At 67.6% G+C, this 24,113-nt stretch carries 20 protein-coding genes, 2 tRNA genes and 1 pseudogene; 10 read left to right on the forward strand and 13 right to left on the reverse strand.

Translation table 11 applies throughout. The features are described from left to right. Positions 1–3 precede the first annotated feature (3 nt). Complete coding sequence (locus H5V44_RS00495; protein WP_185191185.1) at positions 4–723, reverse strand: SDR family NAD(P)-dependent oxidoreductase; 720 nt, start codon at positions 721–723, stop codon at positions 4–6. A 75-nt stretch (positions 724–798) separates the two neighbouring features. Further along, positions 799–1,170: a nuclear transport factor 2 family protein gene (locus H5V44_RS00500; protein WP_185191186.1), complete on the reverse strand. Its 372-nt coding sequence runs from the start codon at positions 1,168–1,170 to the stop codon at positions 799–801. A gap of 464 nt (positions 1,171–1,634) precedes the next feature. On the opposite strand from H5V44_RS00500, the gene H5V44_RS00505 reads away from it, so the two are divergent. Continuing rightward, the gene (locus H5V44_RS00505; protein WP_185191187.1) at positions 1,635–2,462 is read left to right on the forward strand and encodes an MBL fold metallo-hydrolase; all 828 of its coding nucleotides are present in this window, start codon (positions 1,635–1,637) and stop codon (positions 2,460–2,462) included. Between the two features lie 16 nt (positions 2,463–2,478). On the opposite strand, the gene H5V44_RS00510 is transcribed toward H5V44_RS00505, so the two are convergent. From H5V44_RS00510 to H5V44_RS00525, 4 genes and pseudogenes are all read right to left on the reverse strand, one after another. Beyond that, positions 2,479–3,066: a winged helix-turn-helix transcriptional regulator gene (locus tag H5V44_RS00510; RefSeq protein ID WP_185191188.1), complete on the reverse strand. Its 588-nt coding sequence runs from the start codon at positions 3,064–3,066 to the stop codon at positions 2,479–2,481. 177 nt (positions 3,067–3,243) lie between these two features. Next, positions 3,244–3,316 (reverse strand) — tRNA-Pro (locus H5V44_RS00515). Positions 3,317–3,364: 48 nt separating this feature from the next. Beyond that, positions 3,365–5,194: pseudogene (locus tag H5V44_RS00520) on the reverse strand (SLC13 family permease). Between the two features lie 168 nt (positions 5,195–5,362). Beyond that, the gene (locus H5V44_RS00525) at positions 5,363–7,420 is read right to left on the reverse strand and encodes a DEAD/DEAH box helicase (RefSeq protein WP_185191189.1); all 2,058 of its coding nucleotides are present in this window, start codon (positions 7,418–7,420) and stop codon (positions 5,363–5,365) included. A 352-nt stretch (positions 7,421–7,772) separates the two neighbouring features. On the opposite strand from H5V44_RS00525, the gene H5V44_RS00530 reads away from it, so the two are divergent. Next, positions 7,773–8,948, forward strand: coding sequence for a CBS domain-containing protein (locus H5V44_RS00530; RefSeq protein WP_185191190.1), 1,176 nt, complete (start codon positions 7,773–7,775; stop codon positions 8,946–8,948). An 8-nt stretch (positions 8,949–8,956) separates the two neighbouring features. Here the strand turns inward: H5V44_RS00530 and H5V44_RS00535 are convergent, their stop codons facing one another. Beyond that, entirely contained in the window at positions 8,957–9,742 is a 786-nt protein-coding gene (locus H5V44_RS00535) for a competence/damage-inducible protein A (protein WP_185191191.1), read from the reverse strand. Between the two features lie 96 nt (positions 9,743–9,838). On the opposite strand from H5V44_RS00535, the gene H5V44_RS00540 reads away from it, so the two are divergent. From H5V44_RS00540 to H5V44_RS17200, 3 genes are read left to right on the forward strand one after another with little or no spacing between them, the layout of a single operon-like run. Further along, entirely contained in the window at positions 9,839–10,027 is a 189-nt protein-coding gene (locus H5V44_RS00540) for a hypothetical protein (protein WP_185191192.1), read from the forward strand. 42 nt (positions 10,028–10,069) lie between these two features. Next, positions 10,070–10,312, forward strand: coding sequence for a hypothetical protein (locus H5V44_RS00545; protein ID WP_185191193.1), 243 nt, complete (start codon positions 10,070–10,072; stop codon positions 10,310–10,312). Beyond that, complete coding sequence (locus H5V44_RS17200) at positions 10,309–11,202, forward strand: hypothetical protein (RefSeq protein WP_221625513.1); 894 nt, start codon at positions 10,309–10,311, stop codon at positions 11,200–11,202. Before H5V44_RS00545 ends, H5V44_RS17200 begins: the two co-directional genes overlap by 4 nt. Before the next feature lie 223 nt (positions 11,203–11,425). On the opposite strand, the gene H5V44_RS00555 is transcribed toward H5V44_RS17200, so the two are convergent. Then, positions 11,426–11,854, reverse strand: a complete 429-nt coding sequence (locus H5V44_RS00555; protein ID WP_185191194.1) for a type IV pilin — start codon at positions 11,852–11,854, stop codon at positions 11,426–11,428. Positions 11,855–11,858: 4 nt separating this feature from the next. Continuing rightward, positions 11,859–12,284, reverse strand: coding sequence for a type IV pilin (locus H5V44_RS00560; protein WP_185191195.1), 426 nt, complete (start codon positions 12,282–12,284; stop codon positions 11,859–11,861). A gap of 380 nt (positions 12,285–12,664) precedes the next feature. Here H5V44_RS00560 and H5V44_RS00565 point away from each other — a divergent pair, with 380 nt between their 5' ends. After that, positions 12,665–16,267 (forward strand): DUF7827 domain-containing protein, encoded by a 3,603-nt coding sequence (locus H5V44_RS00565; RefSeq protein ID WP_185191196.1) that lies wholly within the window; start codon positions 12,665–12,667, stop codon positions 16,265–16,267. A gap of 24 nt (positions 16,268–16,291) precedes the next feature. Here H5V44_RS00565 and H5V44_RS00570 read toward each other — a convergent pair whose 3' ends face one another. Further along, a complete protein-coding gene (locus H5V44_RS00570) occupies positions 16,292–16,603 on the reverse strand; it encodes an MTH1187 family thiamine-binding protein (protein WP_185191197.1) in 312 nt (103 codons plus the stop codon). A 126-nt stretch (positions 16,604–16,729) separates the two neighbouring features. Between H5V44_RS00570 and H5V44_RS00575 the strand changes: the two genes are divergently transcribed. Beyond that, the gene (locus H5V44_RS00575) at positions 16,730–17,422 is read left to right on the forward strand and encodes a helix-turn-helix domain-containing protein (RefSeq protein WP_185191198.1); all 693 of its coding nucleotides are present in this window, start codon (positions 16,730–16,732) and stop codon (positions 17,420–17,422) included. Between the two features lie 18 nt (positions 17,423–17,440). Here H5V44_RS00575 and fdhF read toward each other — a convergent pair whose 3' ends face one another. Next, positions 17,441–19,480, reverse strand: a complete 2,040-nt coding sequence (gene fdhF / locus H5V44_RS00580; RefSeq protein ID WP_185191199.1) for a formate dehydrogenase subunit alpha — start codon at positions 19,478–19,480, stop codon at positions 17,441–17,443. Positions 19,481–19,734: 254 nt separating this feature from the next. Between fdhF and H5V44_RS00585 the strand changes: the two genes are divergently transcribed. Then, entirely contained in the window at positions 19,735–20,727 is a 993-nt protein-coding gene (locus tag H5V44_RS00585; protein WP_185191200.1) for a hypothetical protein, read from the forward strand. 8 nt (positions 20,728–20,735) lie between these two features. Here the strand turns inward: H5V44_RS00585 and H5V44_RS00590 are convergent, their stop codons facing one another. Continuing rightward, positions 20,736–21,164 (reverse strand): universal stress protein, encoded by a 429-nt coding sequence (locus H5V44_RS00590; RefSeq protein ID WP_185191201.1) that lies wholly within the window; start codon positions 21,162–21,164, stop codon positions 20,736–20,738. Positions 21,165–21,287: 123 nt separating this feature from the next. On the opposite strand from H5V44_RS00590, the gene H5V44_RS00595 reads away from it, so the two are divergent. Further along, complete coding sequence (locus H5V44_RS00595) at positions 21,288–22,589, forward strand: aryl-sulfate sulfotransferase (RefSeq protein ID WP_185191202.1); 1,302 nt, start codon at positions 21,288–21,290, stop codon at positions 22,587–22,589. A gap of 387 nt (positions 22,590–22,976) precedes the next feature. Here the strand turns inward: H5V44_RS00595 and H5V44_RS00600 are convergent. Next, positions 22,977–23,047, reverse strand: a tRNA-Gly gene (locus tag H5V44_RS00600). A 217-nt stretch (positions 23,048–23,264) separates the two neighbouring features. On the opposite strand from H5V44_RS00600, the gene H5V44_RS00605 reads away from it, so the two are divergent. After that, positions 23,265–24,110 carry a putative RNA uridine N3 methyltransferase gene (locus tag H5V44_RS00605; protein ID WP_185191203.1) on the forward strand — a complete coding sequence of 282 codons (846 nt, stop codon included), beginning with the start codon at positions 23,265–23,267 and terminating at the stop codon, positions 24,108–24,110. The last annotated feature ends 3 nt before the right edge of the window (positions 24,111–24,113 follow it).

Genomic DNA, 24,113 nt, shown 5'->3' on the forward strand with positions numbered 1-24,113 from the left:
CGCTCACAGGAACTCGGTGTTCTGCGGCCCGTTCGTGATGTGAACCTCGAACGGCTGGGTGCTGGGGTCGTCCTGTTCGACCAAGTGCCAGTAGGTCTCGGCCATCCGGTCGGGGTCGAGGAACGTGTCGGGGTCGTGGTCCGACTCTTCGGTTCGATGCTCAGGACTGTCGATCCGGCCGTCGATCACGACGTGGGCGACGTGGATCCCCTCCGGACCGAACTCCTGAGCTATATCCATCGCCATCCCCCGTGCGGCGAACTTCGCGGCCGCGAACCCGATCGTCCCCCCGAGGCTCCGGATCGCGGAGGTCGCGCCGGTGAAGACAACGGTCCCGCCGCCGGTCTCCAGCATATCCCCGACGGCCTCCTGGGAGCAGACGAACGCCCCGCGGCCGTTGACCGCCCACGCCGACTCGAACTCCTCGACGCTCGAATCGAGTAGACCCGTCCACGACGCGGCGCTGGCGTGGTTCACGAGGACGTCGACCGGGCCGAACTCCTCGCGGACCGTCTCGAAACCCGCCCGGATCGCGTCGACGTCGGCGAGGTCGACCGTGACCGCGAGCCCCTCCCCCGGATCCGGAAGGTCGGCCGCGAGGTCCTCGATGTACTCGGTCGACCGCGCGAACAGCGCGACCTGACACCCTTCGGCGGCGAACGTCCGGGCGAGCGACGCCCCGAGGCCGGGGCCGACGCCCGCGATGACGGCAGTGCGTGCCATACCCACGGCTGGGTCGCAGGTCGCAAAACCGTGGTGGTCCCCGGGATCAACTCCGGCGACCGGGCCGAAGCGCCCTCAGAACGACCGGGGGGTGCTCACGTGCATCCCGACGAACACCCACTCGCCGTCGCGGGCTTCGAGCGTGCCGCTCCACCGGGTCTCGAAGCTGTGCTCGACGCCCGCTTCGACGTCCCGCCACGACAGCGCCACGCTGTCGCTGAACCACGCGTGGCACCCGCGGTCCGTCACCCGGAGCGCGCGGCTGTCGACCGCCCAGTCGGCGGTCCGGTCGGTCTGTTCTTCGAGTCCGCGCCGGACCTCGCTTCCCCCGACGAGCCGCTCGGAGATCCCGAACTTGACGACGTCGTCGGCGGCGAAAAAGGGGCCGAGCGGGTCGCCGGCTTCGAGCGTGCGGTAGTACTCCCGGATCGTGGCCTTGGCACTCATACTGAGTCCGGCCGGCGGAGCCGACTTACACCTGTCGGCGTGCGGCGGCCTACCGTCCTGCCGGTCAGCCGTCGAACGGACCTCGCGGGAGCCGTCCGGTTCATATCGGCGGCCGTTCGGATTCCGAACCGCGGCCGAAGCCCGCTCGGACGATGGTGCGTCGGGCCGGAACCCCGCTCCCGGGAGGCGTTCCCGCCAGTCGGGACGCTCGCGGCAGTCGACACAGGTTCGATTCTGTCGGGTGTTCGGCCCCGCTCACCGTTCCGGACGGCCGGCTCCGGTTCGGGTTTCGAGCTTCGAGCCGATCCAGGTTAGGATCTCTAGGGAAAACCGCGATCAACGGGGCTACCGTACTTCGAGGTGGGTGATTCGATGCGCACGCCTCCGAACACCTTCGTCCGTTACGGCGCCCCGGCGCAGTACTGTCCTCGTGGAACCCGCCCGACGTCGCGGGGTGGCTGGCGATGAAAGTCACCGTCCTGGCCGACAACACCGTCGCGACCGGGATCCCAAAGGGCCTCCGCGGCGAGTGGGGGTTCGCCGCCGCCGTCGGCGAGGTGCTGTTCGACACCGGTCAGTCGACTGCTGCCCGCCGGAACGCGCGAGCACTCGGTCTCGATTCCGACTTCGACAACATCGTGTTGAGCCACGCACACTACGATCACACTGCAGGGCTCGACGCGTTCCTGAATCCGTCCGATCCACCGACGGTCTACTGTCACCCCGGTATCTGGACCGCGCGATTCATCAAGGAGCCGGCGGACGGCCGCACACTTGAACATCCGATCCACATCGGCGTTCCGTACTCCCGGGCCGAAGTCGAGACCGGTGCCGATGTCGTCGAACACCGCGATCCGGTTGAGGTGTGCGACGACGTGTTCGCCCTCGGGGAGATCCCGCGACCGCACGCCGACAACCCTGTCCACCTCCGGGAAGCAGACGGGGAGCTGGTCGAGGACTCGGTGCCGGACGACCAGTCAGTCGCGGTGCGGACCGCCGACGGGACGGCGCTCGTCCTCGGCTGCTGTCACGCGGGGCTGCGGAACACGATCGAACACGCCGAATCGGTCACCGGACGGCCAGTTCGGTACGTCGTCGGCGGAACACACCTCGTCGCCCGCACGCCCGCGGAGGTCCACAACCTGGTGGACTGGCTCGACGGCCGGCTGGACGTGTTCGCCGGGACGCACTGCACTGGGTTCGAGGCCGAGCGGATCCTTTCGGAGCGGCTCCCGGACGCGTTCCGCTCTGTCGGCGTCGGGAGTTCGATCGAACTCCCGCCGCGTCCGTGACTGAGCCCGGAGCAGTTTAGACCCCGTCCGACAGCCGGTCGAATCGCTCGCGGAACGCCGCCCGGCAGGTGGCACAGCAGAAGTGATACAGCGTGTCGTCGATGCGCTCGGACTCCCCCTCCTCGTCAACGGTGTTTCCGCACTCCGCACAGGAGAGGGCGAACTCGGTGCCATCAAGCGACGGCTGCCACTCGATCTCGTCCACGAGGGTGACGGTGTACTCCGCAGCGTCGATCGGGCCGACGAGGTCACGCAGCCAGCCGTGCACCCCGTGCGGTTCCACCCGCGCGTTGAACCAGAGCTCTCCCTCGGCGGTCACCATCACGTGCTCGACCGTGTCCGCGTCGTCAAGCCGGTCCCGGAGCCGGTCGAACGAGTCCCCCGGATCGAGCTGGACGAACACCTGCACGCCGGCCCCGAGTTGCGTCCGGTCGACGTCCACGGTGAAGCGATTGATGATCCCCGCCTCCCGCAACCGTTTGATGCGGTCGGCAACCGCAGGCCCGGACAGTCCCACTCGTTCGGCGATGTCGGCATTTGTCCGCCGGGCGTCGCGGCTGAGGAGCCGCAGGATCTCGATGTCGGTTTCGTCGAGCGATGTCATACTGTTGCTATCGGCCGGAGCGAAAACAATCCCCGGCCTCGCCGTCGCTCGGCCACTCGGGTATGGGACCGTCCGGATTCGAACCACGGTCGCGCCGCTCACTCCGTTCGCGTCGCTCCCTGGTTCGAACCGGGGGTTGTCACTGCTGGTTCGTCACGTCCGTTCCTCACAAAGCAGTGGGACCGCCCGGATTCGAACCGGGGTCACGGGCACCCAAGGCCCGAAGTATACCAGGCTAACCCACGGTCCCGCGTCCGCTAATCGAGGGGACACCGAGTAAAGGATTTCGCTCGGCCGGCTACACGCCCCGGATCGCGGCGATCCCGACTGTCGTCACGACCGCGAACACCAACTGCAGCGGCCCGCCGACCCGGAGGTAGTCGCTGAACCGATACCCGCCCGGCCCGTAGACGAACAGGTTGGTCTGGTACCCGACGGGTGTGATAAACGCCGTCGACGCCGCGAACGTCACCGCAAGCACGAACGCGAACGCGTTCGCGCCGAGCGCCGCCGCGGCCTCGACCGCGACGGGGATCATCAGCACCACGCTGGCGTTGTTCGAGATCACGTTCGTCAGGACCGCGGTGAGCGCGTAGAACGCCCCGAGCACGCCGATCAGGGGCAGGACCTCGCCCGTCGCGACCACGACCGACGCCAGCAGCGACGCGCCGCCGGTCGACTCCAGGGCGATCCCCAACGGAATCACCCCCGCGAGCAGGAAGACCACGTCCCACTGTATCGACTCGTAGAGTTCCGTGGGGCGGAGACACCCCGTCGCGACCATCGCGAGCGCACCGGCCAGCGCGGCCACGACGATCGGGAGGCTGTCCAGCGCCGCCAACCCCACGACCGCGACGACGATTCCGATCGCAACGGGCGTCTTCTCCCCCCGGTAGTCGTGGCGGTCGGTCTCCCGGGCGACGATCAGATCCCGCGTGGCGTCGAGCCGTTCGAGGCTCTCGGCCGTCGTCTGGACGAGCAGCGTGTCCCCGACGCGGAGCGAGATGTCGTCCATCCGGCGGCGGATCAGTTCGTCGCCACGCCGGAGCGCAAGCACCGTCGCGTCGTACCGCTGTCGGAACGACGACGAGGCCAGCGACTCCCCGAGCAGCGACGACGCCGGGGCCACGACCAGTTCGACCAGACTGTCGGGTTCCCCCTCGGTTTCGAGTTCCGCCTCGTCGACGACCGTCGGCACGATGTCGAACCCTTCGACGTCGAGGAGTTCGACGAGGGTGTCGCGGTCGGTCCGGATCGCGAACACGTCGCCCGCCTGGATCTCCTTCGGTCCCAGCGGTTCGAGGAAGATCCGGTCGTTGCGGATCAACTGCACGAGGTCGACGTCGAAGTCGGTCTCGACGAGCGCCCGCCCGACCTGCTGGCCGACCAGCGACGAGTCCTCGCGGACGACGACCTCGGTCAGGTACTCCGCCATCCCGAACTCCTCGGTCAGGTCGACCCTCGGTTCGATCCGCTCGGGCGTCAGTCACTGACCGACCGTGAGGAGGTAGACCGTCCCGACGACGGAAACGACGACCCCCACCTGGGTGAACTCGAACGTCGTGAACGTCCGGCCGATGAGCCGCCCCGACAGCTCCGAGGCGAGGACGTTCGTCGAGGTCCCGATCAGGGTGAGCATCCCACCGAACATCGAGGCGTAGGAGAGCGGCAGCAGCAGCTTCGACGGCGACGTCCCGCCGCGGTGGGCCAGGTCGGTCACCATCGGCAGTAGGATCGCAACCGCGGCGATGTTGTTGATGAACCCCGGGATCGGGGCGACGACGCCGATCGTCGCGCCCAGCTGCCGGGTCCCGCTGTCGCCGGTGAACTCCGCGATCCGCGCGCCGACCCGCTGGATCACGCCGGTGCGCTGGACTCCGTCGCTGAGGATGAACACCGCGAGTACCGTCAGCGTCGCCTCGCTGGAAAAGCCCGAGAGCGCGTCAGCCGGATACGACGCGAAGAGCACGATCGGGTCCGCGACAAGGCCCGCGTTCGCGAGCGCGACCGACGCCGGCTGGACCAGGAGTAGCGCAACCAACACGCCGATGGCCGTGACGTCGACCGGGACCGGCTCCGTCACGAACAGCACCAGTGCGATCAGCACTGCGAGGAAGACGACGGCGATCCCCGGCGGTATCGGTGCCACACCGGGGCGTCGGCGTGGCGATGCAAAACGGTGGGGGATCCGGCGGCCGTGGCCCGCCGTCGACGGTGGCCGCCCGAACGGCCGACGGCGACGCGCTGGCACACGGTTTGACGGCGACGGTCGGGCTTCGCTCGTATCGATGCGCCCTCAGAAGGCGTCCTGCAGTTCCATCTCGGCGACCAGGTCGTACGGCTCGGTCCCCGAGCGGATGCAGTCGAGGATCCGGAACGCGTCGCTCGGCGAGAGGAAGTGCCGACAGACCGCGCCCCCCAGCGGCGTGGGTTCGAAGCCGTCGATGAACTCCCACTGGAGCAGCTTCCCGATCGCGTGTTTCGTCGGTACCTCACCCACCATCCGGTCGTTCAACCGCTTTGCGCGCTTGCCGGCGACGACGACGTTCGCGAGCGTCTCCTCGGCGGCGGCGGTCTCGTCGTACCGGGTCACCACGTCCTCCATCTCGCCTTTCAGGAGCTTGAACGCCACCTCGTCTTCGGTCATCTCCATCGAGTTGTGGTAGCTGCAGTCGGGTTCGACGAGCAGGTAGACGGTCCCTTTGTCGTGGTAGTCCGGCCGGCCCGCCCGCCCGAGCATCTGCTCGAACTCCTGGACCGACAGCCACTCGATGCCCATCGCCAGCGAGTCGAAGATCACCTGCGAGGCGGGGAAGTCGACGCCGGCCGCAAGCGCGGCGGTGGTCACGACCGCCGCGAGGTCCTGGTCGCCGAACTGACGCTCGACGCGCTTCCGCTGACCGTAATCGAGGCCGGCGTGGTACGGGGCGGCGTCGTACTCCAACTTCCGGGCGATCTGGTGGCACCGCCGCCGGGAGTTGGTGAAGACGATCGTCTGGCCGCGGTACCCCTTCGACGATTCGGAATCGAACTCGCGTCTGACTAGCTTGTTGATGATGTCGGGCTTCTCCCGGCCGTCGGCGAAGGTGACGTGGCGCTCGATCGGGACCGGCCGCTCCTCGAACTCGATCAGCGTCGCGCGAAGCCGCTCGGCCAGCGACTCCGGGTTGCCGACGGTCGCGGAGAGGTAGACGTACTGTGCGCCGTCGTAGCTGCTCCGACTCTCCGCCCGCTGCTCGCAGTAGTACTTCAGCCGGCTGATGAGCCCGTCGAGCCGGTGGCCGCGCTCTTCCTCCTTCAGGGTGTGGATCTCGTCGATGACCACCGTCCCGACGTCGCCGAGTTCCTTCCCGGTCCGGAGTGCGTGATCGATCCCCTCGTAGGTCCCGACCACCACGTCGGCGCCGGGATCGAACCGGTTGCCGTCGTCGTTGATGCGGGAGGCGCCGACCCGGATGGTCACGTCGAGCACGTCGCCGTAGCGGTCCTCGAAGTCCTCGTGTTTCTGGTTGGCGAGCGCGACAAGGGGCACCAGGAACAGCAGCTTCCCGTCGCCGTTCAGCGCCCGGTCGACCCCGGCGAGTTCACCCACGAGGGTCTTGCCGGTCGCGGTCGCGCTCACGACGAGCTGGTCGCGCTCCTCGAACAGCCCGTTGTCGACTGCGAGCGACTGAACCGGCAGCAGCGTCTCGAAGCGCCCCTCGGTCCGGCGCTGGAGCTCCGGATGGAGATCCAGCGTCGACGTCTCAACGGGGTCGACCTCGTCGGTGGTGGCGCTGACGGTGTCGAACCTGGTGAGTTCGGGGTCGAGCCCGCCGGCCAGCAGGTTCGTCACGCGGTCGAGGTCCTGCGTTTCGAGGAGGAGTTCCTCCAGGCGGTCCTGGGCCGCGCCGGTCAGCCGCCCCGACGCCGAGAGGTCGAGTTCCCGCTCTAACTCCCGCTTCGCGCAGTCGGGGCAGATGTGCTCGCGGTCGGTCGCGATCGCTGTCTCCTCGGTGATCGGGGAGTACCGCCCGTCGGCGGCGCAGTACCGGCAGGTCCGGACCACGAGCGCCTCAAGCTGGTAGCCGTCGAGCATCTCGCGTAGCTCCTCGCGCCGCCGCTTGGAGGTCTGCTCTGAGATCCGAATGCGGGCGGCCCGCCGGGCGATCTCGACGAACTGGTCCGGATCGCGGGGATCCTCGGTCGAGCCGCGGGTGATCCGGAACTTCCCGGGGCGTGGCCCGGCGCCGGTCTCCTTCAGCTCCAGCCGCCCGCGGAGGACGCGCTCGCCGTCCCGGCGGACGACCACGAGGAAGTCGTCGCCGGCCTCGTGGAGAAAGAGCGTGTCGACGCGGCCGACCTGTTTGGACACGACTCCGAGTACGTCGAGGAGGTATTTCAGCCGTTCGTCTCATACTGAGTTCTCTCACGTTTCACCGCCGAGCGCCCCCCATCGACGGGGCTCGGCGGACGGAGACGAGCGTAGTCAGTATCAGGGCCACGATAGCGAACAGTCGGCACGCCGTCGTCCCCCGCGCCGACGTGCCGAGCGACCGCTGCCCGACGCGGGGTGACTGTCACGTCACGGAGAGCGTGGCCCCGGCATCCAATATAAGGGTACGGGAACGGAGGACCCCGTCGCGACCCGTCGTGGGCGACGCCGGGAGATCCGGACGCTGTCGGGCGTGATTGGAGTTAAGTCCCGCCGTCGACTACCTCTCGGTATGCGTGGCATCCGCATCGGCAGCGCGTTCGGGATCCCGATCAGGCTCGATCTCACCTTTCTCCTCGTTTTGCCCCTCTTCGCGTGGCTCATCGGCAACGACGTCGCGTCGTTGACCGGGGTCGTCAACGACCTGTTCGGTTCCGCGATCGACGTGGGGCCGCTGACGGGCGGATCGATGCAGTGGGTGCTGGGATCCGCCGCGGCCATCGGCCTCTTCTTCTGCGTGCTGCTCCACGAGTTCGGCCACTCGCTGGTGGCGATGCGGTACGGCTACGAGATCGAGTCGATCACGCTGTGGCTGTTCGGCGGCGTGGCGCGGTTCACCGAGATGCCCGAAGACTGGAAACAGGAGCTCGCCATCGCGATCGCGGGGCCGATCGTCAGCCTCGCTTTGGGGGCGCTCGCGTACCTCGGCTTTCTCGTTCTTCCGACGGCGCTCGATCCAGTCAAGTTCGTCGTTGGCTACCTCGCGTTGACGAACGTCGTGCTCGCGGCGTTCAATATGCTGCCGGGGTTCCCGATGGACGGCGGGCGGGTCCTCCGCGCGCTCCTGGCCCGCACCCGCCCACACGCCCAGGCGACGCAGATCGCCGCGGAGGTCGGGAAGGTATTCGCGTTCCTGCTCGGGATCTTCGGGCTGTTCACCAACCTCTTTCTCATCGCGCTGGCCTTTTTCATCTACATCGGGGCGTCCTCGGAGGCTCAGCAGACGGTGATGAAAGCGGCCTTCGAGGGCGTGACTGTCCGCGACGTGATGACTCCCCGGGAAAAGCTCGACACCGTCCGCACCGACACCAGCGTCGCGGAACTGCTGGACCGGATGTTCGTCGACCGCCACACCGGCTACCCGGTGATGCAGAACGGCCGGCTGGTCGGGCTGGTGACGCTCGACGACGCCCGATCGGTCAAGGAGGTCGAACGCGACGCCTACCGCGTCGAGGACGTGATGTCCGCGGAGCTTTCGACGATCTCGCCCGACGCCGACGCGATGACTGCGCTCCAGCAGATGCAGGAGGAGAAGGTCGGCCGGCTCCCGGTCGTCGACGACGGCGGCGAGATCGTCGGGCTGATCTCCCGGTCGGACCTCGTGACGGCGTTCAACATCATCCAGTCCCGGGGTACGCTCCCGTCGCTGTCGCTCGGCGACTCCTCGGACCTGCCGAACCCCAGGTAGGGCACCCCTCAGCCGGACTCGGCCGACTCGCCGACCGTCCCCTCACCGTCTGGTCGTCCGGACCCCGGCGCGGACTCGAGCCCCACGTCCGTCCGCTCCCGGAGCCACCTCACCGCCTCCGAGACGACGGCGTCGCTGTCGCCGGTGACCGTGATCCGCGTCCGGTCGGCGCTGCGGTTCGGGTAGCTGCCGACGCGGACCGCGTACCGGTCTGTGAGTTCCCCCAGCGGCGACGCCAGGGCCCCCTCGGGCTCCGGCGAGTACAGCGTCCGGGTGACCACGCTACCCCCGAAGTCGGCGGCGACGTTGTCGAAGACGGCCTTCATCTCCTCGGGGATGCCCGGCAGGACGTACACGTTCCCGGCCACACATCCCGGGGCGAGCCCCTCGGGGTTGGGGATCGGCGTCGCGTCCGCGGGCATCGACGCGTACCACTCCGCGCGGAGTTCGAAGTCGAGGTCGGGGTTTTCCGCGTAGATCCGGTCGATCTTCTCCTGGACGTCGCGTTCCGCGATGGGGTTGACCACCAGTTCCCGGTCCACTCCCGCGGCCACGGCCGGCATCGTCACGTCGTCGGGGGTCCCGCCGAGTCCGCCCGTCACGAGGACGGCGTCGAACTCCCCTGCCCACGCGCCGACCCGCGCCGCGACCACCTGCTCGTCGTCCGGGACGACGACGATCCGCGCGACGTCGACGCCGCGGTCGGTCAGCGCTTCGGCCAGCCACGTCGCGTTCGTGTTCTCGATGTCGCCCGCGAGTAGCTCGTTGCCGACGGTGACGATGGCGGCGTTCATATCCGTTCCTCGGCCGGCGACGGTTTAAGCCCCGTCCCCGGCGGCGTATGCGACTGGAAGCGGAAAGTCCATAATCGTCGGCGTGAATCCGGAGATATGAGCTTACTCGACGACACCCGCGTGCTCGCCGGCCTCGCACTCATCCTCGTTGGGACGGTGCTTCTGGTGCCGGCTATGCTGCCGAACGCCCCGACGTTTTCGACCTACGCGCTCGTCTTGGCGGCGCTGCTTCTCACTGCCGGGACGTGGCTGGTTGGAACCTCCGGCGAGTCGTCGCCGGTCTGAGTATATTCAGGTTTATTACTTGCGGACACCTCCGTTCGGTATATGCTTGATGAACTACGCCGCGCAAACAGGGGCACGCGGGTCCAGTACGTGATGATGGTGATCTTCGGAGGGCTCTGTATCCTCGCGGCGTTCGCGCCGTTTCCGGACCTGATACGGATCACGACTGTCGGAACCCTGTTCGGCTTCACCGCGGGGCTGTGGGTTTCGCACCTGATACAGGTGCTCAGGCGGGCGATCGATGCACAGCAGTCGGACATCCAGACCGCCGCCGAGACACAGTGACGCAACCCGAATCACAGTCGCAGTCGGACGGATCGTCCGACGGACCGACGTTCCTCAAGGGGATCGAGTTCATCACCGGGCCGGATCCCAACCTCGGGTCGTTCCTGCTCACGATCGGGAGCGTGACGTGCGTGTTCATCGCGCTGTTCCAGTTCACGATGCCGTCTCCGGTGTCGCACCTGCTCACCGCCGGCGTGATCGTTATCACGGTCGTCAGTGCCGGGTTCGCTGCGCTGCTCGACTCGCTGGACTACTTCGACCAGTCGAGCGACTCGACGTCCCAGGCGGCTCCGGGCCCCGACCGGAAGAGCAAGCCCTGGGTTCCCGAAACGCGGGTTTCGGCGCCGTTGCCGCCGATGATCAACTTCGACGAGGAACTCGGGGAACTCCAAGCGCACTTCGACGGGGAGCTTCCCGACCAGTTTACGCCGTTCCTCGAGGACTACCGGCGGCTGAAGACGAACCCCAAAAACCGGATGTCGATCGCGAGCGACCTGCGGGCGGACCTGAACCCCATCAGCGTGATCCTCGACGAGGACGAACCCGAATACGAACCCTACCAGCGGATCAGCGACGGACTGTTCCGGTACATCGGGGACAGCGCCGACCACCTCTCCGTCACGGAGGTCACCAGCCGCGACGCGGCCGGCGAGCCACGGGAGATCGACGCCCTGGCCGGGGACGTCGCGGTCTTCGACCTCTCGGTGCACAACGAGGGTGAGGCGACCGACGTCGAGGTGATCGTCGAGTTCTACGACGGCGAGGAGTCGCTATCGACCTGGACCGGGTCGCTGAAATCCGTGAGCCCGGGGGCGACCGGGACCATCTCGACCAACATCTACGTCCCGGAGTCGGCCACCGGGATGCGAACCGACGCCCGACCCGCCTGAGGCGGTCGGGACACCGAACCGGCGCCGATCGTTCGCGCAACGGTCCTGTTGACGGTCGGCACGTGGCTCGTCGGGACGTAAGGCGGTCCGGCGGACGGATACGATCGGGCGGATGTCGCGTGTGCCGTCGATCAGCTCTTATTGCGTCTCGTTCACACTATTGTTACGTTGGTTTCAAAAATAGCGCGAACCGAACGTCGGTCGACCCCGACCCAGCGGAGTACTACTCCGTGGGTGCCGTCGACGAACTCAACGTCGCGGACTCTTGACCGGTCTCGGATTCCCAAACGACGCGGACGGTCTCGCCGCTCCAGTTCGCCCCATTACTGAATTCAGCGCTTGTTCCTGCCGAAACAGTACTACTTACGCCCACATCAGTCCAATTAGTCGACCCGCTGTTGAGCCCCGTCGTGGTGAGCCGTTCGGGTTCAATTGAGTCTCCCGTTTGGTGAGTGATCGTCGTATTGTTCGAGGACGTATTGTAATCAAACCCGAAGCTAGCCTGCGGTGCGTTCTGCTGGAGCGACCCGCCGAGGTTGAGCACGAACGAGCCGATAACGGCCGCTAGGATCACCGTAATCGCGACCATCAGGATGACCCCGATGACCGGCGATACTGCCGAATCGTCCGTGAACAGTTGTTTGAGGTTCATTGGCTTATGAGGGTGCCGTCGAAGTGCTCAGCGTTGCGGAGTTCTCGCCGGTCTCGGACTCCCAGACGACACGGACTGTCTCGCCGTTCCAGTCACTGCTACTATACGTGTAATTCGCTGTATCGCCCGCTCCAACCGTGCCAGACCACGACGACCCTGCTGTCAGTGCAACTGACGACGTGACGTTCAGCCGGTTGGCATCGATCGTGTCTCCTGATTCGTGAGTGACCGCGACGTAATCGTCTCCAGCGGTAGTCGTGTAGTCGAAGCCGAAACTCGCCTGCGGCGCGCTCTGCTGGAGCGACCCGCCGAGGTTGAGCACGAACGAGCCGATGACGGCCGCGAGGATCACCGTAATCGCGACCATCAGGATGACCCCGATGACCGGCGATACTGCCGAATCGTCTGTGAACAGTTGTTTGATATTCATCGTTGGGAGTGTCACACGGACGAACGGAAGGCGGCCACCGTTAGGACGCCCCTTCTCCCCACCCATCCGCGTGATGTGTACTTGTAAGATCCATCTACCACTAATTAAAGCTACTGCGTAAAGTATCAAAACTGATATCGTCGTCGGAACGATAGGCCCGGAGTCGTCCGTGCTCGGCCGGGTTGAGGGTAGTCTACCACTGATCCATACTGATCACACAAAACATATGACCCCGTGTCGTGTGTGAGGCAACTGGACCGTCGGTTCGCGGCTGCGAACACCCCGGTGGCGCGAGCCACCATCCTTCCGGGCGCCCCCTCTCCGGGCGCCCTACGCCGTGACCGACACACTCCCCGCTCGACTGACCCCCGCCCTCAACTATGACACGCTCCACGTCACGGCTTCGCGCAGTATCGCTCGCAGCGCTGATCGTCCTCTCGGTCGTCGTCGGAGGCGTCGCGTTCTCCGGGTCGACTGCCGGGATCACCGACAGCGACGTGTCGGCGGAGTCGTCGATCAGTCCGACCGACCCCAGCGAGGAGAGCACAGTAACGTTCTCGTTCAACTACTCGTTCACAAACGTCAATACTTCCGGCGACACGACCCTCTCGCTCTCGACGCCCTCGGATTTCACTGTTGAAGGGACCGACGCAATTATGGAAAACGCCTCGGGTGCGGAGGTCGCCCAGGCGTCGGTCAACGGGGACTCGATCGAAGTCACTGCCAGTCCGTCGACCTCGACCGTGTACCTCAGCGGTACCGTGGACATAACCACGCCATCGGTCGATAGTAACACCGACGCGAATATCGACATCACCGGTACCGACAGCGACGGGAGCGGTACGCTGACCGAGACGATCACCGTACAGGCTGACTTTTCGGTGTCGGATGTGACCGCGTTTTCTCCGACAACGATCGACGAGAACACCGATACCAAGTACGGTATCAACTACTCGTTCACCGGCGTCAACACTACAGGGACGACTGATATCTCGATTTCGGCTCAGAACGACCTCAGTCTCAAGGATCCGGAAATATCGTTATTGGACTCCAGTGGCACCGAACTCGACAGCAACGACACGAGTGGCACCACCCAGACAGTTACCGTCAGCAGTAACAACCCCACCGACGTCGTGTATGTCAGCGGTATTGTGACGGTCTCCTCCTCGCCCGTCAACGGGGATACAACGAGCGATATCACGGTTAGCGGAAATAACGACGGTGATACCGCGTCAACGACGGTACCGTTCACAATCGAGAATACCGCGCTCACTGCGGCCAACATCTCGGAGTTCGACCCCGACCAGGCCGACGAACAGACCACGAACCAGCACTCGTTCAACTACTCCTTCACCGGCCTCAGCACGACCAGCGACACGACGTTCGAGCTGTCCGGCCCGCCGGGATCGACGATCACTGACACCGACCTCGAACTCAAGGACGTCTCCGGCGCGACGCTGAACGCGACGCCGGACGTGAGCGGCAACAGTTTGACTATCATCGACGACACCGGGGCACCGACGGTGTACCTTGCGGGGACGATCAACCTGACCAGCCCCGAACTCCCAGAGGGTACCGAACAGCAGACCTACGACATCACCGCGAGTGCGAGCGACGCGGGTGGGAGCGACTCCGTGACGAACCCGCTCACCGTCTCCTTCCAGGGCGGCCAGCCGGGCGACCCCGAACTCGAATCCGCGATCCAGTACGAGCAGTCCGACGGCACGCCCGCGGTCGAGGTCGCCTTCTCCGAGGACGTCCAGAACTTCGCGTCGAACTACGACCTCTACGTCGAGGGCGAGGGTCGGCTGAGCGGCGGCCAGGTCAGCGCCTCCGAGGCCCAGGGTCGCGCCGTCATCACACTCGATCAGGCCTACAGCCAGCCGATGACGCTCCAGTTGGGGAGCGGAATTCAGGACCCCGACGGGAACAGCCTGGTCTCCAGCGACGTCGGCAACACCTCCGTCCGGTTTGCGCCGACTTCGGTGTTCGCCGGCGGCAGCACCAACGCATACCAGGGCGCGAACGTCTCGATCGTCGCGTCGGCGTCGAACACCGGCGTCCAACTGGAGGGCGTCGACGACGACACTGACTACTTCTTCGACGGCTCGACCGGCACCAACAGCCGGATCTTCGTGTTCGCGACCGCCGACCGCGACGCCGGCGACTACGAGGCCGACATCAGCGGCGAGGGGGTCGCCGACATCACGGTCCGGAGCCTCGGCCTCGACGTCAGTATCGACGACCGGAACGTCACGAACCTCCAGAACCTCGAAGGCACCGTCGAGGCCCGCGCCGGTGGTCGCCCCATCCGACTCGCGTTCCTCGATGAGGATGGCGAGGCGGTCGACGAGGTCGACGACCGGATCGTTGATCTCTCCGGGCAGGGCAACTACGAGTTCAGCTACGACCTCGAGTCGCTGAACGTCGAGACCGGCGAGTACATCATCCGCGCGACCGACACCACCTCCGGCGTCACCGTCGAGTCCGACACCGTCGTCGTCCGCGAGGCTGGCGACACCGAGGCGACGTTCCCCACGAGCGGCCTCTCCGAATCCCGGGGCGACGTGGCGGCGATCCCGATCGAACTGGACAACACCCGGGAGGCGACGCTGACCATCGGCAGCGAGAACCTCGGATTCCGGGCGAACGCGACCGTTCGTGACGATAACAACGACGGCCGGGTGACGATCTACTTCAACACCTACGCGGCCTCAACGGCGAGCGAGGGCGACCTCGGAAGTAGTAACGACGTGTTCAGCGTCGGCGACGACGACCAACTCGTCAGCAGCGACCTCAGCATCGGCGTCTCGAACCTCCTCGATGCGGAGTCGTACGATATGTCGCTCGAAACCGAGGGCCGCGAGACCGACATCCAGCTGCTCACCCTCGGCCCGCGCGAGACGACCGCGATCCGAACCTGGACGGCGCCGCGGAACCGCTACGGCGACCTCGACGCTCCCGAGGACGTCCGCGAGGGTAGCGGCGAGTGGCTGACCCGGACCGACGAGGTCGCGGTCGGCGACACGGTCGTCTACGAGATCCGGGCCTCCGGGCTCGAAGGGGCCCTCGACGCCCGCAACGAGGAGACCGTCACCTCCGAGTTCTACGACTTCGCGAACGGCTCCGGGAGCAACCCCGCAGCCCAGTTCGCCGTGGCCCAGCAGGACCCCGGGCCGAACCAGCAGCCGCTGCTCCTGCAGCTCAACGACTCCAACAGCCGCGTCGTGGCCGACTCGGCGAACGACAGCTACTACGTGATCACGCAGACGGGCGACGAGGGTCCGAGTGCCGTCGAGGACGAGGACGACGACGGCGCGATCGACCCCAGTGAGACCGACTACGGGGAGATCAGCAGCGACGACGACCTCCGGGCGACGTTCACCGTCTTCGGCGACGACGAGAACGACCTCGATCTGACCACCGACGGCGAGGACGAGGTGGTCGAAACCACCCACTCGCTGACCGCCGCGGAACTGTCGATGTCCGAACCGTTCAACGTGACCGAGACGAGCGGTCAGGAGATCTTCGGCGAGGCGACAGTCGCCCCCGGCACCGAGGTCAGCATCCGGGTTCGGAGCGCCGACGGCGTCCGGCCGGCCTTCCTGAAGACCGCCGAAACGACAGTCGACGAGGACGGGCAGTTCCTGGTCACGCTGTCGTTCAACGACACCAGCCCCGGCGACAGCTACGAGATCGAGGTCGACGATATCGGCCCCGCATCGCAGCTGACCGTCGAGGGGACGGTCCAGCCGGTGATCCGGACGCCGACGACCGACACGCCGGCCGAAACGACGGTGATCACGACGACCACGACGACCACGACGACGACGACCACGACGACAACCACGACGACGTCGCCGCCGACCACGACGACCGAGGTGCCGACGGTCCAGACGCCGGCCACCACGCCCGGCTTCGGGGTCGTGGCCGCCGTAGTGGCGCTCGCGGCGGCCGCGCTGCTGGCGGTGCGCCGGGACTGACCGCACGCCGGCGTCCGGACTCCCTCACTCCCCGCCGCGGGCGGGCCGGCCGAGATGCTCCTCGACGGCGTCAACCTTCTCGTGTGCGCGACCCGCCTCGGCGCGTTTGTCGTCGATCTTCAACACCGTGCTCACCCGATCGGCGTCGACTGCCTCGTGGGCGGCTTGTGCGGCCGTAAACAGCGTTCCGACGTCGTCGGCTTCGATCACGGTCCCCATCGGATTCGTCTCGTACCGCACGTCGAACGCCTCCAGGGCGTCGACGGCCTTGGCGACCTCCCCGGACATACTCCCTTCGATTACGGGTGCGACGCTGAGTAATGCGACGACTGTCATACCTGTCTTCGGCCGCGGAGCCGCAAAAACGCTTTCTCGAAGGGGGTTCGATCGCGGCGTACGACGCCCGATTTCACCCCGGAACGGCCGTTATACACTTTCGACTCCGGTCCGCACGTGGACACGATGGCCGACGGCATCTGCGTGAAGCTGGCTGTGGACGTGGCGACCGCCTGTCCGGTGGCGGAGCTCTCGGCCGCTGAGGGCGGCGGGGACCGGGAGTCGCCCGTGGTCCGTGACGTGACCTGGGCGCAGGCGACCGACGGCAGGGTCACCGAGGAGTTCCGCGTCGACGCCTCGGTCGCCGCCGACAACCCCGATGCGGTGCCGGGCGCCGACCCGGTGATGGAGGTGGGCAACGACCGCGTCTACCAGTTCGAGCGCGACGCTGACGCTCCCTGTGCGTGCGACGTCATCGAGCGGCTGGACTGCCCGATCGCGGACGTCCACGCGTCCGACGGCTCGCTGCTTTTCACGCTGTACCTGCCCGACATCGACCGGCTCCGGGACGTCGTCGCGGCGCTCGACGAGGCCGCAAACCGGGTGTCGGTTCAGTATCTCGTCCGGTCGGACGCCGACGGCGACCCGCGGGACACGGTAGTGGTCGACCGCGGCGCGCTGACCGAGCGGCAATCGGAGGTGCTCCGGACCGCCTACCGGCTCGGCTACTTCGAGTACCGCGGCGGTGCCAACGCCAGCGAGGTCGCCGACGCGCTCGACATCACCGACTCGACCTTCGCGGAACACCTCTCGAAGGCCCAATCGCGGCTCCTGACGGAGGTCTTCAGGGGCGGCAACGAAGCGGCCGGAGCCGAGTGAGGCGCCGACGGGGTGCGTCTACGCCGGGTCGACGGTGACCGGGGTGTGTTTGTACTCGGGGATCTTCGCCGTCGGGTCGAGCGCGTCCGACGTGACCCGGTTGACCGGCGAGTCCGCGAAGTGGAAGGTCAGAAAGACCGTCCCGCGCCGGATCGAGGGGGTCACCTCGGCCGGGACGGTCACGGTTCCCTGATCGCTCGCCACCCGGACCGCGTCACCGTCTGCGACTCCTCTGGCGGCGGCGTCGTCCGGATGGATCCGGAGGGCGTCCTCGCTCGCCATCCGCGTGAGCGTCGCCGAGCGGCGGGTGAGCGCGCCGCTGTTGAAGTGGGTGAGGATGCGGCCGGTCGTGAGCACCAGTTCGTCGTCTGCGGGGTCGTCGGCCGGCGGGACGTGGTCGACCGGGACCAGCGGGGCCGTCCGGTCGCCGTTCGCGAACCGGTCCCGGTGGAGGACCTCGGTCCCGGAGTCGGCGCCGGCGGGGTAGGGCCACCGCTGGCCGCCGTCGCCGATCCCCTCGTAGGACATTCCGGCGTAGATGGGCGAGACCCGCGTCAGTTCCGCGAAGACGGCCGCCGGCTCCGACGCGAAGTCGTGGCCGGTCAGCCGTTCGCCGAGGCTCGCAACGACGTCGAGGTCGCGGCGTGCCCCGCCGGGCGGGTCGGTCATCGGTCGCATCCGCAACACCTGCCGGTCGGTGTTGGTGACGGTGCCGCCCTTCTCGGCCCACGCGCTCCCGGGGAGGATCACGTCGGCGTACTGGGTGGTCTCGGTCTCGAACAGGTCGACGGCGACGAGAAACTCCAGGTCCTCGAAGTGTGTCGCGATGCTGTTGCCGTCGGGTTCGGTGGCCGCCGGGTTCTCACCCAGGACGACCGCCGCACGGACCCCGTCGCCGAAGGCGTGTGTCATCTCGACCTCGGTGCGTCCGGGGGTCGCCGGCGGTTCGATCCCCCATTCCTCGGCGACCGCGGCGCGCGCTTCCGGATCGGTCACGTCGCGGTAGCCGGGGAGGACGCCCGGGAGCGCACCGACGTCGCTGGCGCCCTGGACGTTGTTCTGCCCCCGGAGGGGGTTGACGCCCGTGCCGCGGCGGCCGACGTTCCCCGTCAGCAGCGCGAGGTTGAGCAGGGCGTGGACGTTGTCGGTCCCACACCGGTGCTGGCTCATCCCCATCCCGGTGAACGCGGCGGCGCGGTCGGCCTCGCCGTACGCCACGGCCGCCGCGCGGAGGTCGTCCTCGTCGACGCCCGCGAGTTCCGCACACTCGGCGACGTCGACGTCCGCGAGCCACGCGCGGAACTCGTCGAACCCCTCGGTCCGGCGCTCGAGGAACGCCTCGTCGACCAGTCCCTCCTCAAGGAGTACCGCGGCCATCGCGTTCAGCAGCGGGATGTCGTGGCCGGGGCGGACCGGCAGGTGAACGTCGGCCGCCTCCGTGGTGTCGTTCGCCCGCGGATCGACGTGGATCAAGGTGGTGCCGTCCTGGATTGCGGGCAGCAGATACGACCGGAAGGCCACCGGGTGCTGCTCGGCCGGGTTCGCGCCCGTCACGAGGAACGCGTCCGCCTCGCCGAGGTCTTCGAGGGTGTTCGTCATCGCGCCCGCCCCGAACCGCTCCTGCATCGCCGCGACGGTCGAGGCGTGACACAGCCGTGCACAGTTGTCGACGTTGTTGGTCCCGAGGATCCGCGCCAGCTTCTGGAGCGCGTAGTTCTCCTCGTTCGTACAGTTCGAGGAGGCGAAAAATCCGACCGCGTCGGGGCCGTGCTCGGCGACGATCTCCCCGATGCGCGTCTCGATCCGGTCGAGTGCCGCCGTCCAGGACGCCTCGACGAAGCCGTCGTCACTCCGGAGCAACGGCCGAGTCAGCCGGTCCTCGTGCGTGACCACGTCGAACGCCGCGGCGCCCTTCGGGCAGATCTCGCCGTCGGCGTTGACTGGCCCCGGCGTGCCGGTCGACCCGCCGGTCCGCTCCGCGTACGAGAGGCTACAGCCGACGCCACAGAACGGACAGATGCTGTCGCGCGCCTCGACGCTACGGTCAGCCTCGGTCATCAGTTCCCACCATCGCGTGGTCTTAGGGGTGCTGCCGGCCCGAGCGTTACCCCGAACTTTGCGGTCCTTTATGTTCCGGCACTACCGCGGACGCGGTCGTCCCCCGATCGATCCCCCCGCGAGCGCCGCCGTCTTTCCCCTCGCGACGGGGGTCAGCCGCCGCCGTCGTCGGCGGGTCGTACCCCCACCGGTATATAAAACGGCGCAACATTACGGCGAGGACACACCCGACGGCCGGGGGTACTCGAATACGTATGCCACCCGCCGTTCGGGGACTCAGCCACCTCTCGTTGACCGTCGCACCGATCGTCCTGCTCGTCGCGGCCGCGCTCGGGCCCGCCCGGGTCGTCGGGTCCGTCCCGACCCCCGTGGTCTGGCTCGTCGCGTCGCCGGCCGTCGCCGGCGTCGCCTACGTCGCGGGGTTGGAGGCCGACACCGCCCTCCGGACCGCCGAGTCGGTAGCGCCGGACGCGACGGACGCGGCCACAGTCCTCGCGGTGGCTGCCGGCGCGCCGCTCACCCGGCTTCTGGCCGTCGATCTCGGGTTGGGCGTGGTCGTCGCGGCCGCCCTGGTCGGGCTCCTCGCCGACCGCCTGGTTCCGTCGTACGGCGCGGCCGTCTACTGCGGGGCGTTCGTCGGGATGGCCTCGCCAGCCCTGTTTTCGGACCTGCTCGCCGTGACGGCTGCGGGGCTCGTCGCCGGGGTCGTGTTCGTCGCGGCCGACCCGGTGTTCGACGGGTTCGGCGGCAAACTCGGCACCACGGCGTTCGTCGGCTGCCTGGTGGCCGCGCTGGCGCTCGGCGCGGACGGCGGGTCCGGCAGCGTCGTCACGGGGCCGACCGTCCTCGGGTACGTGTTCGCCGGCGCGGCCGCCGCCGGGATCACCTACGTCAGTTCCGTCCGGCTGGACCACGGCCCGGTGCAGGCGTCGGCGCTGGTCGGCCTCGTCGGCGGGCTCATCTGCCCGGCGCTTCCCGCCGGGGAGGGCATCGCCGCGGTCGTGTTCTGTGCGTCGTTCGCGGGGATGGCGCGCCCCGAGCGGATCCCCAGCGAGGGGACGATGGCGCTCGCCGGGGCGCTCTGCGGGCTGCTCGTCGCGGCCGCCGGGTCGGCCTTCGTCGGGTTCGGGGGGAAGCTCGGGACGATCGCGTTCGTTGCCTGCCTGGTCGTCCGCGGCCTGCTCGCCGTCGCCGCTGACGCCGCGCCGATCGCCCTCCCGTCCCCGGCCGACAGCCTCGGCTCCTGACCGGCCGCTCAGCCCTCTTCCGGCGGCACCGCGAACACCGGGATCGACGCGCCGCGGATCACCCGCTCGGTCGTGCTGCCGGCGTGTCGGATCCGATCGATCCCGCTCCGGCCGTGGGTCCCCATCACGATCAGGTCGACGTCGGCCGCCGTGGCGAACCCGAGGATCTCCTCGGCGGGAGAGCCCCGACGGAGGTGCTTTTCGAGGTTGACCCCGGCCGCCTCCGCCCGCTCGGCGGCGGCGTCCAAGGCGGCTTCGCCCTCCGTCTCCTGTCGTTCGACGACGATGTCCCAGTCGCCGGCCCGGTTCGCCTGGTCGACCACGTACAGCGCGTGGACGGTCGCGCCGAACCGGTCTCCGAGTTCGATCGCGCGGTCGACACCCCGGTTCGACGGGTCGCTGCCGTCGGTCGGCGCGAGGATGCGATCGTACGGCATACCCCCTCTCCGGCCACGAGGCACAAAACCGTACGGGATGTTCTGCCTCCAATTCGTCGTTGCGAGACCGAACACCGGCGATCCAAAACCGGTAAACGGCGACGGGTACGTACCTGCGGTACAGTGACCACACGAGCCGTCCGGCTCCTGTTCGCAGCCGTCGTCGTACTCTCGGGTGTCGCTGTCGGCGTGGACGCGATGGTGCTATCGGATCCGGTCCCCTCCGCGGAGAGCGAGACGATCCAGCGCCGCTCGCTCGACGGGGTCACGATGGTTAGCTCCCAGTCCGAGGGGCTCTTCTTCCTCGCGGAGGGTGGCGACGTGATCGCCCAGTTAACCCACGAAGACACGTACTTCGACGCCGACCGGCTTCCCGAAGCTGGCGACCGGACCGTGCTCTACACCGCGGCGAACTACCGACCGGCCCGCAGGTGTGGATTTCCGACGGAGTGTATCGAGAACCGGGTCGTGCGCTACAACCTCAGCACCGGCGAGCGCCGCGTCCTGTTCAGTATGACGACGAAGCGGTACGACGACGAGCAGTGGCACGACGCGGACTACGTCGGCCCAGAACGGATCGTTGTCGCGGACCTCGCTCGCGACCGGGTCTTCATCGCGAACACCTCGACCGGGCTCATCACCTGGGAGTGGCAGGCACACCAGGCGTACGACGCTTCGAGCGGCGGCCGGACCGCCCAGGACTGGACGCATATCAACGATGTCGAGGTCCTCCCGGACGGCCGGCTGATGGTCTCCGTCCGGAACCACGACCAGGTGATCTTCATCGACCCCGAAACCGGCATCGAGAAGCCCTGGACGCTCGGGCAGGACCACAGTCCGGAATCCGCGAACAAGACGCTGTACGAACAGCACAATCCGGACTACATCCCACGGCGCCGCGGCGGTCCATCGGTTCTCGTCGCCGACAGCGAGCACAACCGCGTCGTGGAGTTCCAGCGGCGCGGGACGAACTGGACCCGGACGTGGGAGTACAACCCCGGGCTGAACTGGCCCCGTGACGCCGACCGGTTGCCGAACGGCAACACCCTGATCACCGACTCCCGCGACAACGAGGTGATCGAGGTTAACCGCGCGGGCAATGTGGTCTGGCGACGGAGTGTGCCGCTACCGTACGAGGCCGAGCGGTTCGGCTCGGGACCCGAGAGCACCGGCGGTCCTTCGGCGACGAGCGCAGGGCTCGAACCCGCGTCCGGCAGCAGCGGGCAGGCAGCGCCGCTCGTCGCCACGAAACGGTATTTCCCCGACCGGGTGGTCAACGCCGTCTCGTTCGCCCTCGCCCGGTATCCGATATCGCTCGTGAGCCTCGTCGCCGTCGCTGTCGCGTTCGGCGCCACCGTCCTCTGGGCCATCCTGGAGTGGCGCCGGTCGGACTATCACCTGTGTCTTCCGGTAACGAAGCGGTGATGCCCGTCATCCCGAAACCGGTGAGTTCAGCTTCGATGCCTGCCAAGACACGGTGGTCCGGACTGTGAACGTGGCTGTTCGCCGGTCGGCGTCGACAGAACTGCGCTGGCCGGGATGTTGAACCACGGTCGCTCTGCTCGCTTCGCTCGCAACGCTCCTTGGTTCAAATCCGGGTGTCGCATACACCGAATTCGCCGTATCGAGCGACACGCAACGCGGTCGCTCTCGGGATGGAGTCCGGGGAACTGCGCTGGCCGGGATGTTGAACCGGAACCGGACGTGCTCGCTCCCGACGGTCGCTGTGCACGCCCGGCAGGGTTCAAATACCTGGAGCGATTTCGTCTCGCGACGCGGCTCGCTCCGCTCGCCGGTCGGCGTCGACAGAACTGCGCTGGCCGGGATTTGAACCCGGGTTGTGACCATGGCAAGGTCACGTGATACCACTACACTACCAGCGCGAGTGTGCACTCGTGAGAAGTCGGGATTCATAAATAAGGCTTGCGGACCGTGGACGCGTCGGGGGACGGCGTGGGGACGATCCGCACGACTCCGGACCGCGAAACCGCCACAACCCGGCGTGTGACGGCCTCACAGTCGGCGCCAGCTTTCGCTACTCTTTTAGGTTCCCCTGCGGTATCCGTTGTACAGTCTAGACGTGACGCTGAAGGGACCGGTATGACGCTGACCGTACTCGTGCCGTCCTCCCTCGTCCGGGAAGCCGAGGACAAACGCGAGGCAACTCGCAAACTCGGGTACGTCGCCCGCGCGGCGGCGGTGTTCCGGGCGGATCGGCTCGCCGTCTTCCCCGACCGGGAAGGCGAGCGGCGCTGGGGGGGCGAGTTCGTCGAAACGGTGCTGCGATACGCCGCCACGCCGCCGGGGCTCCGAAAGGAGGTCTGGGGGCGACGCGACGAACTCGAGTACGTCGGCGTCCTACCACCCCTCCGCGTCCCGTCTACGACCGGCTCCGAATCGAACGGTTCGGGGTCGTTAACACAGGGAATCGTGACCGAGGTCGGACCTGACGGCCGCGTCCGGGTCAATTGCGAACTGCAACACCCACTCACCCTCCGCGCGCCTCCGTCGATGGAGGTCGCGGAGGGCGAACGCGTCGCCATCAGGATCTCTTCGCGAGAACCGGTCCGTGCGCGGATCGTCGATCGGCCCCCTCCGGGCTTCGACGTGTCCCGTATGGACCTCGAGGAAGCGCTCGGCCGCGCCGACGCCGGGATCGGGATCGCCACGTCCCGCCACGGCGAGGCGCTGACCACCACGCGGCTGCCCGAGCTCGCCGCCCGGGTCGACCGGGCGGGCGCGACAGTCGCGTTCGGGTCGCCCGGCCGCGGGCTTCCGGCCATCCTCGGCGTCGGCACCGACGCCGTCGCCGAGGGGGCGGTCGAACCCGGAGCCGATCCGGGGTTCGACCTCTGGCTGAATACGATTCCGCGGCAGGGAAGCGAGACGGTACGCACCGAGGAAGCGGTGTTCGCCACGCTTGCTGCCCTGACACTCACGGAGTGATCA

Origin of the sequence: Halobellus ruber (genome assembly GCF_014212355.1) — an archaeon.
Classification (GTDB): Archaea; Halobacteriota; Halobacteria; order Halobacteriales; family Haloferacaceae; genus Haloquadratum; species Haloquadratum rubrum.